23 protein-coding genes are annotated in these 17,060 nt (G+C 72.0%); 5 read left to right on the top strand and 18 right to left on the bottom strand.

Features of this window, described 5'->3' with window-relative positions:
• Nucleotides 1-40 precede the first annotated feature (40 nt).
• On the bottom strand, nucleotides 41-1,237 hold the full coding sequence (locus tag AB5J73_RS36270) for an RNA polymerase sigma factor (RefSeq protein ID WP_370963327.1): 1,197 nt from the start codon (nucleotides 1,235-1,237) through the stop codon (nucleotides 41-43).
• On the bottom strand, nucleotides 1,234-1,578 hold the full coding sequence (locus AB5J73_RS36265) for a YciI family protein (protein WP_370963326.1): 345 nt from the start codon (nucleotides 1,576-1,578) through the stop codon (nucleotides 1,234-1,236). The genes AB5J73_RS36270 and AB5J73_RS36265 overlap by 4 nt, the downstream gene beginning before the upstream one ends.
• A 106-nt stretch (nucleotides 1,579-1,684) precedes the next feature.
• Between AB5J73_RS36265 and AB5J73_RS36260 the strand changes: the two genes are divergently transcribed.
• Nucleotides 1,685-2,476, top strand: coding sequence for an alpha/beta fold hydrolase (locus AB5J73_RS36260; RefSeq protein WP_370963325.1), 792 nt, complete (start codon nucleotides 1,685-1,687; stop codon nucleotides 2,474-2,476).
• Nucleotides 2,477-2,485: 9 nt separating this feature from the next.
• Nucleotides 2,486-3,529 (top strand): site-specific integrase, encoded by a 1,044-nt coding sequence (locus AB5J73_RS36255; RefSeq protein WP_370963324.1) that lies wholly within the window; start codon nucleotides 2,486-2,488, stop codon nucleotides 3,527-3,529.
• 1 nt (nucleotide 3,530) lies between these two features.
• On the opposite strand, the gene AB5J73_RS36250 is transcribed toward AB5J73_RS36255, so the two are convergent.
• Nucleotides 3,531-3,695 (bottom strand): hypothetical protein, encoded by a 165-nt coding sequence (locus tag AB5J73_RS36250; RefSeq protein ID WP_166640695.1) that lies wholly within the window; start codon nucleotides 3,693-3,695, stop codon nucleotides 3,531-3,533.
• Nucleotides 3,696-3,721: 26 nt separating this feature from the next.
• On the opposite strand from AB5J73_RS36250, the gene AB5J73_RS36245 reads away from it, so the two are divergent.
• The gene (locus AB5J73_RS36245) at nucleotides 3,722-4,231 is read left to right on the top strand and encodes a CGNR zinc finger domain-containing protein (RefSeq protein ID WP_370963323.1); all 510 of its coding nucleotides are present in this window, start codon (nucleotides 3,722-3,724) and stop codon (nucleotides 4,229-4,231) included.
• Nucleotides 4,232-4,246: 15 nt separating this feature from the next.
• Here the strand turns inward: AB5J73_RS36245 and AB5J73_RS36240 are convergent, their stop codons facing one another.
• Both AB5J73_RS36240 and AB5J73_RS36235 read right to left on the bottom strand, forming a co-directional pair.
• On the bottom strand, nucleotides 4,247-4,561 hold the full coding sequence (locus AB5J73_RS36240; RefSeq protein ID WP_370973439.1) for a toll/interleukin-1 receptor domain-containing protein: 315 nt from the start codon (nucleotides 4,559-4,561) through the stop codon (nucleotides 4,247-4,249).
• Between the two features lie 21 nt (nucleotides 4,562-4,582).
• Nucleotides 4,583-5,014, bottom strand: a complete 432-nt coding sequence (locus AB5J73_RS36235; RefSeq protein ID WP_370963322.1) for a hypothetical protein — start codon at nucleotides 5,012-5,014, stop codon at nucleotides 4,583-4,585.
• Between the two features lie 148 nt (nucleotides 5,015-5,162).
• On the opposite strand from AB5J73_RS36235, the gene AB5J73_RS36230 reads away from it, so the two are divergent.
• Nucleotides 5,163-5,939, top strand: coding sequence for an SGNH/GDSL hydrolase family protein (locus AB5J73_RS36230; protein WP_370963321.1), 777 nt, complete (start codon nucleotides 5,163-5,165; stop codon nucleotides 5,937-5,939).
• Here the strand turns inward: AB5J73_RS36230 and AB5J73_RS36225 are convergent.
• The 6 genes from AB5J73_RS36225 to AB5J73_RS36200 all read right to left on the bottom strand — a co-directional run bounded on the left by AB5J73_RS36225 (nucleotide 5,919) and on the right by AB5J73_RS36200 (nucleotide 9,917).
• A complete protein-coding gene (locus tag AB5J73_RS36225) occupies nucleotides 5,919-6,527 on the bottom strand; it encodes a TetR/AcrR family transcriptional regulator (RefSeq protein ID WP_370963320.1) in 609 nt (202 codons plus the stop codon). The two genes, AB5J73_RS36230 and AB5J73_RS36225, sit on opposite strands and share 21 nt — an antisense overlap.
• Nucleotides 6,508-6,981 (bottom strand): SRPBCC domain-containing protein, encoded by a 474-nt coding sequence (locus tag AB5J73_RS36220; protein ID WP_370963319.1) that lies wholly within the window; start codon nucleotides 6,979-6,981, stop codon nucleotides 6,508-6,510. Before AB5J73_RS36220 ends, AB5J73_RS36225 begins: the two co-directional genes overlap by 20 nt.
• Complete coding sequence (locus AB5J73_RS36215) at nucleotides 6,978-7,295, bottom strand: metalloregulator ArsR/SmtB family transcription factor (RefSeq protein ID WP_370963318.1); 318 nt, start codon at nucleotides 7,293-7,295, stop codon at nucleotides 6,978-6,980. Before AB5J73_RS36215 ends, AB5J73_RS36220 begins: the two co-directional genes overlap by 4 nt.
• Nucleotides 7,295-7,681 (bottom strand): VOC family protein, encoded by a 387-nt coding sequence (locus tag AB5J73_RS36210; RefSeq protein WP_370963317.1) that lies wholly within the window; start codon nucleotides 7,679-7,681, stop codon nucleotides 7,295-7,297. The genes AB5J73_RS36215 and AB5J73_RS36210 overlap by 1 nt, the downstream gene beginning before the upstream one ends.
• A 26-nt stretch (nucleotides 7,682-7,707) precedes the next feature.
• Nucleotides 7,708-9,231 (bottom strand): FAD-dependent monooxygenase, encoded by a 1,524-nt coding sequence (locus AB5J73_RS36205; RefSeq protein ID WP_370963316.1) that lies wholly within the window; start codon nucleotides 9,229-9,231, stop codon nucleotides 7,708-7,710.
• Between the two features lie 62 nt (nucleotides 9,232-9,293).
• Nucleotides 9,294-9,917 (bottom strand): TetR family transcriptional regulator, encoded by a 624-nt coding sequence (locus AB5J73_RS36200; RefSeq protein ID WP_370963315.1) that lies wholly within the window; start codon nucleotides 9,915-9,917, stop codon nucleotides 9,294-9,296.
• Nucleotides 9,918-10,069: 152 nt separating this feature from the next.
• On the opposite strand from AB5J73_RS36200, the gene AB5J73_RS36195 reads away from it, so the two are divergent.
• Nucleotides 10,070-11,413: an MFS transporter gene (locus tag AB5J73_RS36195; protein WP_370963314.1), complete on the top strand. Its 1,344-nt coding sequence runs from the start codon at nucleotides 10,070-10,072 to the stop codon at nucleotides 11,411-11,413.
• A 64-nt stretch (nucleotides 11,414-11,477) separates the two neighbouring features.
• Here AB5J73_RS36195 and AB5J73_RS36190 read toward each other — a convergent pair whose 3' ends face one another.
• The 7 genes from AB5J73_RS36190 to AB5J73_RS36160 form a co-directional block, all read right to left on the bottom strand.
• On the bottom strand, nucleotides 11,478-12,824 hold the full coding sequence (locus AB5J73_RS36190) for an SPFH domain-containing protein (RefSeq protein WP_370973437.1): 1,347 nt from the start codon (nucleotides 12,822-12,824) through the stop codon (nucleotides 11,478-11,480).
• Nucleotides 12,825-12,912: 88 nt separating this feature from the next.
• Nucleotides 12,913-13,401, bottom strand: coding sequence for an SPFH domain-containing protein (locus tag AB5J73_RS36185; protein ID WP_370963313.1), 489 nt, complete (start codon nucleotides 13,399-13,401; stop codon nucleotides 12,913-12,915).
• Nucleotides 13,398-13,832, bottom strand: coding sequence for an NfeD family protein (locus AB5J73_RS36180; RefSeq protein WP_370963312.1), 435 nt, complete (start codon nucleotides 13,830-13,832; stop codon nucleotides 13,398-13,400). Before AB5J73_RS36180 ends, AB5J73_RS36185 begins: the two co-directional genes overlap by 4 nt.
• Before the next feature lie 84 nt (nucleotides 13,833-13,916).
• Nucleotides 13,917-14,732: a DUF3097 domain-containing protein gene (locus tag AB5J73_RS36175; RefSeq protein WP_370963311.1), complete on the bottom strand. Its 816-nt coding sequence runs from the start codon at nucleotides 14,730-14,732 to the stop codon at nucleotides 13,917-13,919.
• Nucleotides 14,733-14,783: 51 nt separating this feature from the next.
• Nucleotides 14,784-15,671, bottom strand: a complete 888-nt coding sequence (locus AB5J73_RS36170; protein ID WP_370963310.1) for an aminoglycoside phosphotransferase family protein — start codon at nucleotides 15,669-15,671, stop codon at nucleotides 14,784-14,786.
• Nucleotides 15,656-16,471, bottom strand: coding sequence for an SCO1664 family protein (locus AB5J73_RS36165; RefSeq protein ID WP_370963309.1), 816 nt, complete (start codon nucleotides 16,469-16,471; stop codon nucleotides 15,656-15,658). The genes AB5J73_RS36170 and AB5J73_RS36165 overlap by 16 nt, the downstream gene beginning before the upstream one ends.
• 2 nt (nucleotides 16,472-16,473) lie before the next feature.
• Nucleotides 16,474-17,049, bottom strand: coding sequence for a DUF3090 domain-containing protein (locus tag AB5J73_RS36160; RefSeq protein ID WP_370963308.1), 576 nt, complete (start codon nucleotides 17,047-17,049; stop codon nucleotides 16,474-16,476).
• Nucleotides 17,050-17,060: the final 11 nt, after the last annotated feature.

The following is a 17,060-nucleotide window of genomic DNA, read 5'->3' as shown; positions in this document are numbered from 1 at the left end:
ACCGCCTGGAGGCCGAATCGGCCCGTCGAAAACTGGGTGCCTACCCGAGACGCCCGGAGGCGGCGAGTTTGCGCCGCAGAAGCTCCCGCTCGGGACCGTTCCCCGTGAGCTCGATCGCCGTCGTGTACGCCTCGGCCGCCTCCCCCGGGCGGCCCAGCCGGTCCAGGAGGTCCGCGCGGATCGCGTGGTACAGCCCGAAACGCGGAAGTTCGAGCGCCTCGACCAAGGCCAGCCCCGCCGCCGGGCCATCGACCTCGGTGACCGCGACCGCCCGGTTCAAGGCCACCACCGGCGTCGGCGTGATCGCCAGGAGCTGGTCGTACAGCGCTCTGACCTGCGCCCAATCGGTCGGTGCGTCGCTGTGGACGGCCTGGATCGCCGCCTGGACCTGGTAGGGGCCCGGCTGGTTGCGGCGCAGGCAGCGGCGGACGATGTCCTGACCCTCGGTGATCAGCGCCGCGTCCCAGCGGGAGCGGTCCTGGTCGGCCAGCAGCACCAGGTCGCCGTCCGGGGTGGTTCGCGCGGCTCGGCGTGAGTGGCTGAGCAGCAGCAACGCCAGCAGGCCCCAGACCTCCGGCTCGTCGGGCATCAGCCCGGCCAGTGCGCGGGTGAGCCAGATCGCCTCGGTGCACAGGTCGTCGCGGACCAGGTGGTCGCCGGTGCTGGCCGCGTAGCCCTCGTTGAAGATCAGGTACAGCACGCCCAGCACCCCCGACAGCCGCGCGGGGAGGTCGGCGTCCTGGGGGACGCGGTACGGGATGCCGGCGTCGCGGATCTTGTTCTTCGCGCGGACGATCCGCTGGGCCATCGTCGGCTCGGGGACCAGGAACGCGGCCGCGATCTCGGTCGTGCTCAGGCCGCCGAGCAGCCGCAGCGTCAGCGCGACCTGGGTGGCGCGGGCCAGCGCCGGGTGGCAGCAGGTGAAGATCAGCCGGAGCCGTTCGTCGGGCACGGCGCCCTCCTCCACGGGCTCGGTGTCGGCGTGCGTCAGCGCCGCCTGGGCGTGCTTGTCCGCCCGCGCGGCTTCCCGGCGCAGGCGGTCGACGGCCCGGTTGCGGGCGGTGGTGATGATCCAGCCCGCCGGGCTCGGCGGGAGCCCGGCGGCCGGCCACCGCCGGACGGCCTCGGCGAACGCGTCCTGCACGGCCTCTTCGGCGACGTCGATGTCCCCGAAGACCCGCACCAGGACCGACACCGCGCGCCCGTACTCGGCGGCGTAGACGTCCTCGATCCTCATCCGCTGAACGGTCGCACCTCGACCGGCAGCGGCGCCACGGCGTCGGCGAGGCGCCCGCCCCAGGCGAGGGCCGCGTCGAGGTCGGGGGCGGTGATGATGGTGAACCCGCCGAGGTGTTCCTTGCCCTCGGCGTAGGGACCGTCGGTGACGAGGGTGTCGCCGTCGGCGGCCCGCAGCACGGTGGCGGTCGACGGCGGGTGCAGGCCACCGGCGAACACCCACGCCCCGGCCGCCTTGAGGTCGGCGTTGAGGGCGTCGAGCTTCTTCATGACCTCGTCGAGCACCTCCGGCGGCGGGGTGGGGCCGTCGGGCTGGTAGATGCTGAGCAGGTAGTGCTTCACGTCGTCCTCCTCGGTGGTGTCTTCACCGCTGATACGAACGGGGTCCGGGCGGATCGACAGCGTCCCGGCACGGATTTTGCGTTGCCGCCGGAAGGAAGATCAAGGCATGAGGATTCGCGCGTCCGACCACGAAACCACCGTGACCACCCGCGGTACCCACGGGCCCGCCGTGCTGCTCGTGCACTCCCTGGCCTTGGACCGCCGCACGTGGGACCCGGTGCTCGACCGGCTCGCGGCCGGGCGGCGGGTGTTCGCCTACGACGTCCGCGGGCACGGCTCCGCCGCCGGCGCGCCGCTGCCGTTCACCATGGCCGCCGCCGGTGCCGACCTCGTGGCCGTGCTCGACGCGCTCGAGCTGGGCATGGCCCACATCGCCGGGCTGTCGCTGGGCGGGGCGATCGCGCAGACCGCCGCCGTCGCCGCGCCCGGCCGCTTCGCCTCGCTTGCCCTGCTGGGCGCGCCGGACCGGCCGGTGCCCGCGGCGTTCGAGGAGCGCGCGCGGACCGCCGAGGCCGGCGGCATGGGACCGCTGGTCGGGCCGACACTGGAGCGGTGGTTCACCGCGGCCGCGCTCGAAGCCGACACCGAAGGCGTGCGCTACGCCCGCGAGTGCGTCGCCTCGTTCGACCCGGTCACGTGGGCGTCGATCTGGCGCGGCTACCGCGATCTCGACGTCTACCAGCGGCTGCGCGGCTTCCCGGCGCCGGCCCTGGCGCTCGCCGGCGAGGCCGACGCGTCGATCACCATCGACGGCATGGCCGCCGTCGCCGCACGGATCGGCGGCGGCGCGAAGCTGGAGGTCGTTCCCGGCGCCCCGCACATCCAGACCCTGGAACGCCCCGATGAGGTGGCCGACGCCCTGGACCGGTTCCTGCCCGCGGAGATCGACATCCCGTAACCTCGGCGCGTGCCCGACCTGCAACCGCTGACCGACGCCGATCTCGCCGCCGCCAGTCCGCGGGATCGGCTCGCGCTGCTGGACGAAGCCGCGGCCCGGCACGTCGACGGGCAGCGGCCGCCCAACACGCTCAAGGCCTACGCGCAGGACTGGCAGGTGTGGCAGGACTACACCGCCGAGGCCGGGATCCCGCCGCTGTCGGCGACGATCGGTGCGCTGACCGGGTTCGTCGTGTGGCTCGAACGCGGCCGCACGCTGCGTCCGGACGAACGCGCGGTGCCCGAGGTGCCCGAGCTGGCCGCCCCGGCGGCGCCGTCGACGATCGAGCGGCGGCTCACCGGGGCGCTCGCCGGGCTGCGGCACCACAAGGTCGTCGTCGATCCCGAAGCGAGCCGCGCCGCCTGGCGGGCGTTGAAGGGCTACCGGCAGCGGCTGGCCAGGGAGGGCGTCCAGCGCGGGCGGGGCAAGGCGACCATGGTGACCCTCGCCGACCTGCGGGCGATGTCGCGCGCCTGCCCGGACACGCTGGCCGGTGCCCGCGACCGGGCGATGCTGCTGATCGGGTTCCCGATCGCCGCGCGCTGTTCGGACCTGGCGAACCTGCTGGTCACCGACGTCGAGCCGGTCGACGACCGGGGGCTGGCGGTGACGGTGCGGCACGGCAAGAGCACCGGCGACATGGTCGTCCCGCGGCGCGAGAGCCCCGAGACCGACCCGGTGCGGGCCTGGCACGCCTGGCGCTCGGGTGCCGGGATCGCCGACGGGCCCGCGTTCCGCCGGGTCGACCGGCACGGCAACGTCGGCGAACCGGCGCTGAGCACCACCGGCGTCAACCAGATCCTCACCCGGGCCGGGGTCCGGGCGGGCCTGCCGTACCCGGTGACCGGGCACTCCCTGCGGTCCGGGTTCGCGACCGAGGCGCGCCGGGCCGGCGCGGACGACCTCGCCATCGCCGACCAGGGCCGCTGGGTGCGCGGCAGCCGCGCGCTCTACGAGTACATCCGCCGGGTCGACCAGTGGAACGACAACGCGGCGGGCGTGCTCGACCTCTGAGTCACCGGGCCGGCCGGGTGGCGCCGACGACTTCGCCGTCGAGCCGGGCGAGCCAGCTGCCGCAGACGCAGCGCACGTAGTCGAGCCGGTGGGAAGCGCGCTGGGCCGCGGTCGCCGGCAGTTCGGCGAGCGGCCAGCCGCAGCGGGGGCAACGGTTGACGTCCATGCCCCCGATCGTGCTGTAATGACTTAGTGCACTTCAACCCTTACGGCGGCCCGGCGGCACTCGTGGCCGCCGACCTGGTGAACGCGGGCTCGGCGAGCGAGCTCCTCGACGGCATGGTCCGCAACGGCATGGCGATCAAGGCGCTGACCGACGACGAAGCCGAGCGGATCGGGGCGTGGGCCGAGCAGCTGCGGCCGGTGTTCGTTGCCGACCCGGTGGACCGGCCGGAGCTGGTCAACACGCTGCTCGGTGAAGCCGCGTGCCGCCCGTACATCACCACCCACGACGGCAAGCCGCCCCACCTGCACTACTCGGCGGCGGACGCCGGACCGGTCGGCCGGGTTCGCGCCTACACCGCGGGCGGCCTCGCGCACCTGGTGTGCGAGGCCCCGGACCGGCTCGGGATCTGCGGTCGCGAGGGCTGCGAGACGGCCTACGTCGACACCTCCCGCAACGGCAGGCGGCGGTTCTGCTCGACGCGGTGCGCGACCCGGGTGCACGTCGCCGACCACCGGGCCCGGCAGGTCAGCGCCTGACGAGGGCTGTCGACCTCAGTTCAACAGGGAATCGACAATCTGCTCCAAGCCGCTGGCGTAGTCCGCTCGGAAATCCGCGTATTTCTTGGTGCGAAGCAGTGCAGGCACTGCGCAATCTTCGAGCAAAACCGGAATTACGCAAATTTCACCACTTTCCACCTCGGTCCAGTATTTTGTCGACCACTCACGTTCCACCCAGCCGGATCCGACGGAAATGGGACTGAGGAGCACGAGTAGGTAGTCACATTCGTCGATCCCGCGTGAAACCTTGTTCGGAATCGAGTCACCTGCTTTGATCTGCCATTCGTCCAGCCATGGCACGTGACCCAGGTTAGCGAGGTCGACCGACAGTCACGTCGCCAGCTCCCGGTCTGTCGACGAATAGCAGATGAAGATCTTTCGACTCCTGCCGACGCGCCCCTCGTTCATGCGGGCGCTGATCATCCGATCGGCCAGCAGGGAGTTGATCAGGGAAAGCTCCATCGAAACCTCGTACGGCTTCTTGAACGAAACCGAAGGTCGCTTGCCTCGGGCGCGTGCGTAGTACGCATCGGACTTGACCTTTCGAAGCTTCTCCACGCGCTTCCACAGCGAATCGGTGTCCACCGGAGAAATTTGCGAATGCGGAACCATGGTGTAACCGGCATCCGAAAATGGTGGCTCGGAGTAATACACGACCGCGAGTTCGCGATCATCATCGTACTCGTCATCATCGTAGTAGCCGACTCTCCAAGTCGACCGCGATGTCCTCACCAGTACCGGCCCGTATTCGATTTCGCCCATCAAGCTCCACCCTCCATGGCGTCGGCACACGACTGCCACGACATGGATTCGGCTCAGCCTCGCTGATTGTTACGGCCGATCGGGACCCTGGACCGTCATGCGGGAGCCGTGTTGCGGGACGGCCGACAGGCCTGCTTAGACTGCAGACATGAGCAAGCGCTTAGTGGCCCTGGGGGACTCGTTCACCGAAGGTGTCGGCGACGACGATCCCGGCTACCCGAACGGCGTCCGCGGCTGGGCCGACCGCGTCGCCGAACAGCTCGCCGCGCGCGATGAAGATTTCCGGTACGCCAACCTCGCGATCCGGGGCAAGCTGCTGCCGCAGATCCTGGCCGAGCAGCTCGAGCCCGCTCTGGCCATGGCGCCCGACCTCGTCACCCTCTACGCCGGCGGCAACGACCTCATGCGGCCCAAGGTCGACATCGACGCGCTGATGGTCGATTACGAGGTCGCCGTCGCGCGGATCCGCGCCACCGGCGCCCGGCTGGTGCTCTTCACCGGCGTCGACGGTGTGGAGGACGCGCTCTTCCGCAAGATGCGCGGCCGGGTCGCGATCTACAACGAGTTCGTGCGCGCCATCGCCGCGAAGCACGGGGCGCTGCTGGTGGACATGTGGGCGATGCGGCAGCTGCGGGACCGGCGGCGGTGGGCCCCGGACCGCCTGCACCTCAACGCCCACGGCCACACCGAGGTCGCCATCGCGGTGCTGGCCGCCCTCGGTGTCGACCACCCGCTGACCGCGGCCGAGCTGGGGCCGCGTGCGGTGCTGACCTCCGCCGCCCGGCGGAGCGAGAACCTGCGGTGGGCGCAGGAGCACGCGCTGCCGTGGGTGCGCCGCCGGTTGCGGGGCGAGTCCTCCGGCGACACGCTCACCGCGAAGCGCCCGACGCTGGAGCCGGTCGCGTCAGCGCCGCTCCCCCGCTGACGGGCGGAGGCCGTCGAACAGGATCGTCACGGCCCGGTCGCGCAGCCGCGCGTCCGGGCCGGCGTACTCGGCGGCCCGCGCCACCCCGATGATCACCGTGATCAGCTCCCCGACGACGAGGTCCTCGCGCACCGCGCCCGCGCCCTGCGCACGGGAAAGCAGCACGCCGAGGGACTCCATCAGGCGGGCGCCGATGTCGGACTTCGACACCGGGACGGTGACCCCGGCCGCGGTGAGCGCTTCGAAGTACGCGTTCTTCGCGCTCGACATCTCGATCCAGCTGGTCAGGAACGTGAAGAACGCGGCGCCCGGATCCGCGGACTCCGCCGCGACGGCGGCCTCGGCCTCGTCGACGAACCGGTGCAGGCGGGCGTAGAGCACCGCTTCGAGCAGCGCTTCCTTCGTCGGGAAGTGCCGGAACACCGTGCCGATGCCGACCCCGGCGGCGCGCGCGACCTCTTCGGTGGGCGCGCCGGTGCCCTTGGCGGCGAACACGCTCTCGGCGGCTTCCAGCACGCGCGCGCGGTTGCGGCGGGCGTCGGCGCGCAGCGGTTTCGACGCGTGGGGATCAGCGGTCGCGGGGTTCACCTCCCGATCGTAACGGGGCCGGGTCCGGCAGCGTGTCCAGCAATCGGGCCAGCGCACGCGGTACGTGGGACCGCCAGCCGCCACCCATGATCCGCCGCGACACGCGCTGGAACTCGTCGTCCGGGTCGAACCCTTCGTGGCTGAGGAACAGGCGGGTCCCGGTGCCTTCGGGGACCAGCCGCCAGGTGACCGTCCACTGCGGACCCCAGCGGATGCTGAGCTTGCGTTCGTGCTCGACTTCGAGCACCTCGCACGCCACCGGGCCGCCGGCGAACCCGGCCGCGGGCACCGGCTCGGCGAGCAACCGGAACCGGTGCCCCACCACGGGTTTGATGTCGTTGGGCATGGTGATCCAGCGTTCGAGCAGGTCCGGTTCGGTCAGCGCGCGCCACACCTTGCGGGCCGGGTGGGCGAGGAACTGGTCGACGTGGATCGCGGTCGGGTCGTCGGTCACAGGTCCTCCTCGTCGAGCAGGTCACGCAAGTTCGCGAGCTTGCTCCGCCAGAACCGCTCGTACGGCGTCAGCCAGTCCGCGACTTCTTCCAGCGGCGCCGCGTCCAGCCGATAGACGCGGTTGCGGCCCTGCCGCTGCTCGGCGACCAGGCCGGCCTCCCGCAGCACCCGCAGGTGCTCCGACAGGCTCGGCCGGGCCATCTCGAACCGCTCGGCGATCGCGCCGGCCGGCATCGGGCCGTCCAGCAGCAGCCGCAGGACCTCGCGCCGGGCCGGGCTGGCCAGCGCGGCGAAGACGTCGTCGTTGACCGGCATCAGTTCGGGACGTTGCCGAAGTCCGACGGCTGGAGCAGCCCGAGGGTGTGGCCGTCGAGGTCCCGAAACGACGTCGCCCGCCCCCAGGGCCGATCCTCCGGCTCCGCCACCTCGACCCCGGCCGCCCGCAGCGCGGCCACGTCGGCGTCGAGGTCGGTGGTCTGCAGCTGGAAGTGCCGCGGGCCCGGCTCGATCCCGGTGACCGGCTGGTCGGTCAGCACGATCCCCGTCTTCGCCCCCTTCGGTGCGACCAGCACGAACCGGCCGCCCTCGGGCGTGCGGCGGTCGACGAGCGCTTCGAAGCCGAGCTTGCCCACGTAGAAGTCCCGCGCGCGGGCGTGGTCGGCGACGGGCAGGGTCAGGAACTGCACGTGGGTGATCGTCATGCCGCCGACCATACGTAGGAGATCTCCTACACGTCAACCGGGGTGCCGAACCACCGCTCCAGCGCCGTCCGCAGGGCTTTGCGCTCGGTGTCGCCGGGCTCCGGCGAGCTGGACGCCCAGGCGACGTAGCCGTCGGGCCGGATGAGCACCGCGGTCACCTCACCCGACGCCGAGCCGGGCACGAGGTCGACCCGGTCGGTCCAGCCGCGCAGCTCGTCGCCGAGGGAGTTCGTGAAGTCCAGGAGCAACGGCCGGGCCGTCGTGGTCAGCTCGGCGAGCCGGGTGCCGTCGGCCAGCACCAGGTCCGGGGCCCAGCGACCGTCGAGCGGGTGGTCGGTGGCCGGTTCGTACCGGACGTCGGCGCCGGACATCAGGTCGGCGATGTGCTGCACCGTGCCCGGCAGCCGCAGCAGTTCGCCGAACAGCTCGCGCAGCGCGGTGACGTCGCGTCCCGGCGAGATCAGCGCGGACTGCGCCTGGGTGTGCATGACGACGCGCTCGGCGACCGGGCGGCGTTCGCTCTCGTAGGTGTCGAGCAGGCCCTCGGGCACCCGGCCGCGCACGACCGCGGCGAGCTTCCAGCCGAGGCCGACGGCGTCCTGCAGGCCGAGGTTGAGCCCGGGGCCGCCGATCGCGGAGTGGATGTGCGCCGCGTCGCCGACCAGCAGGACGCGCCCGTCGCGGAACTTGTCGGCCAGGCGGGTGTTGCGCCCGCGCAGCCGCCGCAGCAGGTGCGGGCCGTCGCCTTCGGGCGGGCCGATCGGCAGGTCGAACCCGAGGACGCGGCGGATGCTCGCGCGCTGCTCGTCGAGGGTCATCGGCGGCTCGTCGCCGGTCTCCTCCTCGTCGGTCCACTCCATCGTGGTGACGAGCGTGCCGGTCGGGAACGGCGCGTAGACGAACAGCCCGGTTTCGGTGCGGTGGTGGAAGAACGGCGGGATGACGCCGTGCCCGGGTACGCGCAGGCCGCCGGATTGCGCGTCGGCGAACTCCGCCGGCACGGTCGCGTTCGCGGTGTGGGAGAGGGTGCGGTCTTCGGTGACGCCGGGGAAGCCGATGCCGGCGAGCTTGCGGGTGGCGCTGCGACCGCCGTCGGCGCCGACGAGGTAGCGGGTGCTGATCCGGGACGGGCCGCCGGGACCGGAGACGTCGAGGGTGACCGCGTCGGCGTCCTGGGCGAGGCCGGTGAGCTCGTGACCGCGGCGGATCTCGACGCCGAGTTCGGCGGCGCGTTCGCCGAGCATCGCTTCGACGCGCCGCTGCGGCACGCCGAGGATCGTCAGCGGGTTGGGGTCGGCCAGGGTCAGGTCGAGGCGCATCGCCCCGAAGACGAACGCGGGCACGGGCGGGCCGAGCGGGCCGGCCAGCCGCTCGTGCAGCCCGCGGCGGTCGAGGAGGCGGACGACCTGGCCGACGAGCCCGTTGGCGCGGTTCTCGGTGGTCGGCTCGGTCAGCCGTTCCAGGACCAGCGGGCGAACGCCGGCGAGGGCGAGTTCGCAGGCGAGCATGAGGCCGTTGGGCCCGGCGCCGGCGATGACGACGTCTTCCATGGCGGAACTCCTTCAGGGCAGCACGAAACAGCCCGTCGAGCGGGCGTTCCGGGATGGGCGGGTCAGCGCGGTTCGGGCAGACCGGCGGCGAGCCGGCCGAACACGTCGCGCAGGAGGGCTTCGAGCGGTTGCGGCGGCTCGGCGACGAGCCACTGCTGGGTGACGACGTTGAGCGCGGCCCCGACGACCCCCGCGACGAGCCGCGGGTAGACGTCCCGGTCGGGATCGGTGCCGGTGCGTTCGCCGACGGCGGCGGCGAACTCGGCCTCGGCCGCCGCGCCGGCCTTCTGGAACTCGCCCTGCAGTGCGGGTTCCGCGACCATCAGCCGCAGTCCTTCGATCCACGACTGGTCGGCGGCCTGCCCGGTGGGTACGGGCTGACCGAGCGCGAACCCGTCGAGCGCGGCCTGGGTGATGGCGGCCCAGATCGGTTCCCCGGCGGGCCGCTCCCGCAGCGCGGCGGCGATCGCCCGCGCCCGGTCGTGGTGCCGGGCGACGATGGCCTCGCCCTTGCTGCCGAAGTAGTTGCTGAAGGTCCGGGTGGAGACCCCGGCTTCGGCGGCGATGTCTTCGATGCGGACGTTGTCGAGGCCGCGTTCGACGGTCAGCCGGATGGCCGCCCAGCTCAGCGCGATGCGCGTTTCGTGCTTCTTGCGCTCGCGGAGGCCGGCGCGGTCGGTGTCCATGGGACCACGGTAGCTGAACTTGCAGATTCTGCAAAGTTGCAGATTCGGCATTTAGTTCGTCACCGACTGGACGAGAAACTGGTCATCGATCGCCGAAACCGTCGACGGGCGTCACACTGTTGTGTGACATCGGTCACCGGAGGTGTTGCGAGATGGTCTTGGGCGACAACGGCGTCACTCACAAGGTGGAGCCGGACAGCAGGTCGGGTCAAGTGCAGGTGCGGCGGGCGGCGCTGGCGAGCGCCATCGGCACGACGATCGAGTGGTACGACTTCTTTCTCTACAACACCGCGGCGGCGTTGGTCTTCCCGCACCTGTTCTTCCCCGCGTCGAGCGCCTACGCGGGAGCCATGCAGTCGTTCGCCACCTACGCGGTCGGGTTCGCCGCGCGCCCGGTCGGGGCCGCGATCTTCGGGCACTGGGGCGACCGGATCGGGCGCAAGGCGACGCTGATCGTCACCCTGCTGCTGATGGGTATCTCCTCCGGCGTGGTCGGGATGCTGCCCGGGACGTCGGCGATCGGGTTCGCCGCACCGCTGATCCTGGTGCTGCTGCGGCTGGTGCAGGGCATCGCCATCGGCGGCGAGTGGAGCGGCTCGGTGCTGCTCGCGATGGAGTGGGGCGACCAGAAGAAACGCGGCCTGCTCGGCAGTTTCGCGCAGATCGGCGTGCCGGTCGGGCTGGTGCTCGGCACCGGCGGCATGACGTTGCTGTCGGCGACCCTCTCCCCCGAGGCGTTCGACTCCTGGGGCTGGCGGCTGCCGTTCCTGGCCAGCCTGGTGCTCGTCGTGGTCGGTCTCGTGATCCGGCTGAAGATCCTCGAGACGCCGATGTTCGCCAAGCTCGTGGAGAACCGGCAGACCGCGAAAACGCCGGTGCGCGACGCGATCAAGCACCACTGGCGGGAAATCCTGCTCTCGGCCGGGGTCCGGTTCAGCGAGCAGATGCCGTTCTACCTGTTCACCAGCTACGTGCTGATCTACGTCGTCGCGCGGCACGAGTTCAGCAAGACGTTCGTGCTCAACGCGGTCCTCGTCGGGGCGGCGTGCGAGCTGGCGATGATCCCGCTGTTCTCGACGCTGTCGGACCGCTTCGGGCGCAAGCGGGTCTACCTGACCGGGGCCGTGTTCACCGCCGTGATCGCGTTCCCGTACTTCACGATCCTGGCGCACGGCAACCACGCGCTGGTGTTCGTGGCGGTGGTGGTGTCGTTCGTCCCGCACGCCCTGCAGTACGGCCCGCAGGCGGCGCTGATCGGCGAGAGCTTCCCGACGCACCTGCGCTACGGCGGGGCCGGGCTGGGGTACCAGCTGGCGTCGGTGTTCGCGGGCGGGCCGGCGCCGCTGCTGGCGACGTGGCTGCTGCACGCGACCGGGACGCCGTACTCGATTTCGGGCTACATCGTGCTGTCGGCGGTGGTCACGGTGGCGTGCGTGATCGCGTTGAAGGACCGTTCGAAGGCCGACATCGACGACGTCACCGTCTACCAGCGCTGAAAGCCCGTGAAGGCCACCTTCAGGAACTCTGCGTTCCTCAAGGTGGCCTTCACGAACGTGCGCGTCAGCGGCGCGGGCCGCCGAACGGGGGCTGCTGCGGGAACGGCCCGCTGCCCGGGTTCTGCTGCTGCGGACCGCCGAACTGGCCCGGGGGCGGCGACTGCGGCTGGCCCTGCGGCTGCCCCTGGTACTGGCCACCCGGGGGCGGGCCGGCCGGGGACTGCGGCTGGGGCAGCGCCGGCTGGCCGCTCTGCGGGGTCGGGGGCTGCTGCGGGGCCGGCGTGACCTCCGTGCCGCGCTCCTCGTCCGCTTCCGGTGCCGCCTGCTGCTGGGCCGGCCGCGGGATCGACGGGCGCGCGGGCGGCGTCGACGGGGCCCCGATCGCCGGGACCTCCTTGCGGGCCACGGCTTCCGCGGCCGCGACGGCCTCCGCGACCTTCGGGTCGCTCTTGGTCTCGAACCAGCTGGAGACCTCTTCGTCCTCGAGGTCGGGCTTGTCCGGGACGTCGTCCTTCGGCGGCTCGTAGCGGAACACGCCGTCGTCGCCGGGGGCACCGAGCGCGCGGGCGAAGCCTTCGAGGGCCTTGCCGTAGTCGCTGGGGATCATCCAGACCTTGTTCGCGTCGCCCTGCGCCATCTGCGGCAGCGTCTGCAGGTACTGGTAGGCCAGCACCTCCGGGGTCGGGCGGCCGGCCTTGATCGCGGCGAACACCTTCTCGATCGCCTTCGCCTGGCCCTGCGCCTGCAGGTAGCGCGCGGCCCGCTCACCCTGGGCCCGCAGGATCCGCGACTGCCGCTCGGCCTCGGCGGCGAGGATGGTGGCCTGCCGGGCACCTTCCGCGGCGAGGATCTGGCTCTGCTTCTGGCCTTCCGCGGTCTTGATCGCCGATTCGCGCTGGCCTTCGGCGGTGAGGATCATGGCGCGCTTCTCGCGGTCGGCGCGCATCTGCTTCTCCATCGAGTCCTGGATGGACGGCGGCGGGTCGATCGCCTTCAGCTCGACGCGGGCGACGCGGATGCCCCAGCGGCCGGTGGCTTCGTCGAGGACGCCGCGCAACTGGCTGTTGATGGAGTCGCGGGAGGTCAGGGTCTGCTCGAGGCTCATGCCACCGACGACGTTGCGGAGCGTGGTGGTGGTCAGCTGCTCGACACCGACGATGTAGTTCGAGATCTCGTACACCGCGGCGCGCGAGTCGGTGACCTGGAAGTAGACGACCGTGTCGATCGACACCGTCAGGTTGTCCTCGGTGATCACCGGCTGCGGCGGGAACGAGACGACCTGCTCGCGCAGGTCGATCCGGGCGCGCACCTTGTCCAGGAACGGCACGAGGATGTTCAGGCCCGGCGAGGCGACCGTGCGGAACCGGCCGAGCCGCTCGATCACGGCGGACTGCGCCTGCGGCACCACCATGACCGCCTTGGCTATCGTGATGACCACGAGCAAGGCCAAGGCTATGACCAGCCCGATCACAAATCCGGTCAAGAGAATTTCCCCTTACCTAGTACCATTCTTGTGCGGTTGACGGTGTTCCGGGTGCCGCGGGTGGACGGACCGAGAGCTCGAGCCGCTGCACGGCGACGCCCCAGCGGCCGGTGGTGTCGTGCAGGACCGTCCACACCGTACGGTGGAGGTCCCCCGGCGCGGCGACGGCGCGCTCGGCGGTGGTCAGGCCGGCTTCCTGCCGCAGTGCGGTGCGGGTCAGCTGTTCGATCGCGAGCGCCGGGTTGGTGATCGCGTAGGTCGCAAGCCGCGGATCGGTGATCGTGAAGACGAATTCGAAGCCGACGTCGACTTCCCGGCCGTCTCCTGTCTCGACCGGCCGGGGCGGCGCGGACAGGATCTGCTCGCCCAGGTCGACGCGCGCCCGGACGCGGTCGGCGAAGGGCAGGACGAAGTGGCGGCCGGGGCCGAGCACGGCGCGGAACTCGCCGAGCCGTTCGATCACCGCGGCCCGGCCTTCGGGGACGGTGACGAGCCCGAGGCTCACGGCTCGGCCGAAACGACGGCGGTGGCTCCGGAGATCTCGACGACCGTGACCGACGTGCCGGGCTGGATGGGCGGGAGGTGCTCCGACATGCTGCGCGCCGACCAGACGTCCCCGGCCAGTTTCACCTGGCCCGCCTCGTAGTCCACTGTGGACAGGACGACGGCGCGGGCGCCGATCAGCGCTTCGATGCCGGTGTGGTGGGTCGGGCCGGTGAGGAAGCGGCGCTTGAGCGCCGGTCGCACCAGCGCGAGCATGCCGACGGAGGCGACGGCGAACACGGCGACGTCGATGAACAGGTTCCCGGTGAGCACCTCGGCGCCGGCGCCGAAGAGCGCCGCGACGCCCAGCATGATCAGCACGAAGTCGCCGGAGACGACCTCGGCGATCATCAGGGCGATGCCGACGATCAACCAGACCAGTGCCCAAGACATGGCTTCATGCTCTCAGATCGCGCCGGATCGCACCGGCGCAGTGACGGGACGTGACCTTCGCGTGACCTTGGACAAATCGGACATTCAGTCCTCCTCGGCGGGTTCGGTGACGAAGTCGATGAGCCGCTCCACGGCCCCGATGAGCGGGGTCTCGAGGTCGCGGAAACTGCTCACCCCGCTCAGCACACGTTGCCAGCCTTCGAAAGGTTGCCCCCAGCCGAGCGCGTCACAGATCCCCTGCTTCCACTCGGTGCCGCGCGGGATCTTCGGCCACGCCCGGATGCCGACCGCCTCGGGCCGAACGGCTTCCCAGACGTCGATGTAGGGGTGGCCGGTGACCAGCACGTTCTCGTCGCGGATCGCCTCGACGAGTCGGGACTCCTTGCTGCCGGGCACGAGGTGGTCGACCAGCACGCCGAGCCGGCGGCCGGAGCCGGTGCCGAACTCGGCGATCCGGTCGGCGAGGACGTCGACACCGTCCAGCGGTTCGACGACGACGCCTTCGACGCGCAGGTCGTGGCCCCAGACGCGTTCGACGAGCTCGGCGTCGTGCTTGCCTTCGACCCAGATGCGGGAGTCGCGGGCGACGCGGGCCTGCAGGCCCTGGACCTTGACCGAGCCGGACGCCGAGACCTGCCGGGCGGGTGCCTTGGCCGGGGCTTTGACCGGCACCAGCGTCACCGGCTTGCCCTCCAGCAGAAAACCGGCCGGGGCGAACGGGAAGACGCGGTGGCGGCCCTTGGCGTCTTCGAGCACGACGTTGCCGTACTCGATCTTCACCACCGCGCCGCAGAAGCCGCTGACCGGGTCCTCGACCACGAGACCGGGTTCGGCGGGCACCTCCGGCACCTTCTTGCGGCGTCGGCCGGCCAGCACGTCGTCATAGGAGTGGGAGCGCACGACCAGGCAACCTAGTGCGCCGAGGCACCCGGAGGGGTCGTGCCACGCCGGTCAGCGGGCCAGTTCCAGCAGCACGTCGGTGAACGGCGTGCGCTCGCCCCGGCGCAGCGGCGCGTGGGCGGCCAGCGGAGCCAGCGCCGCGCACCACGCGCGGGCGCGGGCGGCGTCGAGGCCGGGCAGGTGCGGCCGGAGCGCCTCGAGGCCGTCGTCCAGTGTGCCGCCCGCGGCCAGGGGCAGGTAGAGCCAGTCGGCGAGGTCGAAGGCCGGGTCGCCGACGCTCGGCCGCGGGTCGATGGCGACCGGGCCGCGGCCCGGACCGGCGTCGAGGACGTTGCCCGGGTGCAGGTCGCCGTGCACGACCGCGACCGGTCCGGCCCCGGCCAGCGCCATCGCGCGCGCCCGGGCCCGCGCGAGGAGTTCCGGGGTCAGGTACGGCTCGGCCGCGGAACCGGGGACGGTGCGCTCGGTGATGTCGTACATGAACGTCACCCGGTCGGTCAGCGGCGGCAGGTCGGTCGGGGGCGCGACGCCGTGCAGCTCGGTGAGCAGCGCGCCGATCTCCGGCCACGGAACGTCCCGGCCGCGCAGTTCGGTGCCGGGGACCAGGCCTTCGAGCAGGATCGCGCCGGCGTCGAGGTCGGTGTCGAGGACCTGCACGGCCCGCGGGCAGCCGGCCCAGGCGCGCAGGCCGGCGAACTCCAGCCGGGCGACGTCGTGGTCCGGCGTGAGCTTGAGGACGTGCAGGTCGCCACCCGGTCCCGTGCACAGGAGGGTGCGGCCGGTGTTGCCGGGCCGGGCCTCGCGGACGGTCAGGCCCCACTTCGCGCCGAGGCGGGCGACCAGGTCCGGGAAGCTGTCGCACCAGGGTTCGGCCAGTTCGGCGCCGAAACGGCCGACGAGCCGCGCCCGGGCGGCGGCGTCGATCAGAACAGGGGCCACGGGATGGCGCGCCAGTCGTCGCCCGGCTCGGGGAAGATCCCTTCGGCGAGCAGCAGGTCGGTGCGTTCGGCGAGCGCGCGGATCTCGAACCCGGTGATGTGCTCGGCCAGGGTCTCGCCGAGACCGCCGTCGAGCTCCGAACGCAGCTTGCGGAGCTTCTCGACGGTGTCCGGCGGCACCGGCTCGCCGATCCAGCCCCACAGGACGGTGCGCAGCTTCGGGTCGGTGTGCAGGCAGATGCCGTGGTCGACGCCGTAGACGCGGCCGTCGACGCCCGGCAGCAGGTGCCCGCCCTTGCGGTCGGTGTTGTTGACGACGATGTCGAGCACGGCGAGGTCGCGCAGCCCGGGGTGGTCGGCGTGGGCCAGCACCGCCGGCTCGCCGTCGCGGTCGTGGGCGTGCAGGACCGGGCGCCAGCCCTCGGGCAGGTCGGCGGGCGGGAGGACCTCGACGAGGTCGTCCTCGGTGGTCTCGACCCACAGCTGGACCATGCCGGGACCGAACGGCCCGTCGCGCAGCACGGTGGGCGGGATCGCGCCGAGGCCGGTGGCGTCGGCGATGATCGCGGTGGCGACTTCGCGGCCGGCCAGCGTGCCGTCGGGGAAGTCCCACAGCGGCCGTTCCCCCGACACCGGCTTGTACACGACCCGGCCGGTGACGCCGTCGAGCTCGATGGCGCAGAACAGCGTGACGTTGGAGGCGTCCACCAGCCGGCCTTCGACGTCGATGCGGCCGTGGGTGACCAGGTCGCGGGAGGCCGGGTCGGCGGGGTCGGGCTGCGCCGCGGGGGTGGCGGCCATGGTCAGTCTTCGCCCGCGTCGGTCTCGCGCCGGTAGCCGTTCTGCCTCGGGCAGATGTGGCCGGCCGGGTCGAGCGGCTCCCCGCACAGCGGGCACGGTTTGCGGCCGGCGTTGACGACGCGGTCGGCGCGCTCGGCGAAGGCGCGGGCGGCGGCCGGGCTGAGGAAGACGCGGACGGCGTCCGGGCCCTCCTCGGTGTCGTCGAGCACGACCGTTTCGTCGACTTCGCCTTCGGTGATGGCGAGCAGCTCGATGACGACGGCGCTGCTGTCGGCGTCCCAGCCCAGGCCCATGGTGCCGACGCGGAACTCCTCCTCGACCGGCACGGTGAGGGGGTCGACGTCGACGAGGTCCTCGGGGACGTCGTCGGGTACGTCGGCGCCGAAGCGGCTGGCGACCTCTTCGAGCAGTGAGCTGAGGCGCTCCGCGAGGACGACCACCTGCTGCTTTTCGATGGTGACGCTGATGGTGCGCACGTCCTCGGAAGCCTGGAGGTAGAACGTGCGATCGCCGGGCTCGCCGACGGTGCCGGCGACGAACCGATCCGGCTGGCGGAAGACGTGGATTACGCGAGACATAGCACTGTCGA

It is taken from the genome of Amycolatopsis sp. cg9 (assembly GCF_041346945.1).
Taxonomy (GTDB): Bacteria; Actinomycetota; Actinomycetes; order Mycobacteriales; family Pseudonocardiaceae; genus Amycolatopsis.
The sequence above is the reverse complement of the archived record's forward strand: the minus strand, read 5'-3'. Positions and strand labels throughout refer to the sequence as shown.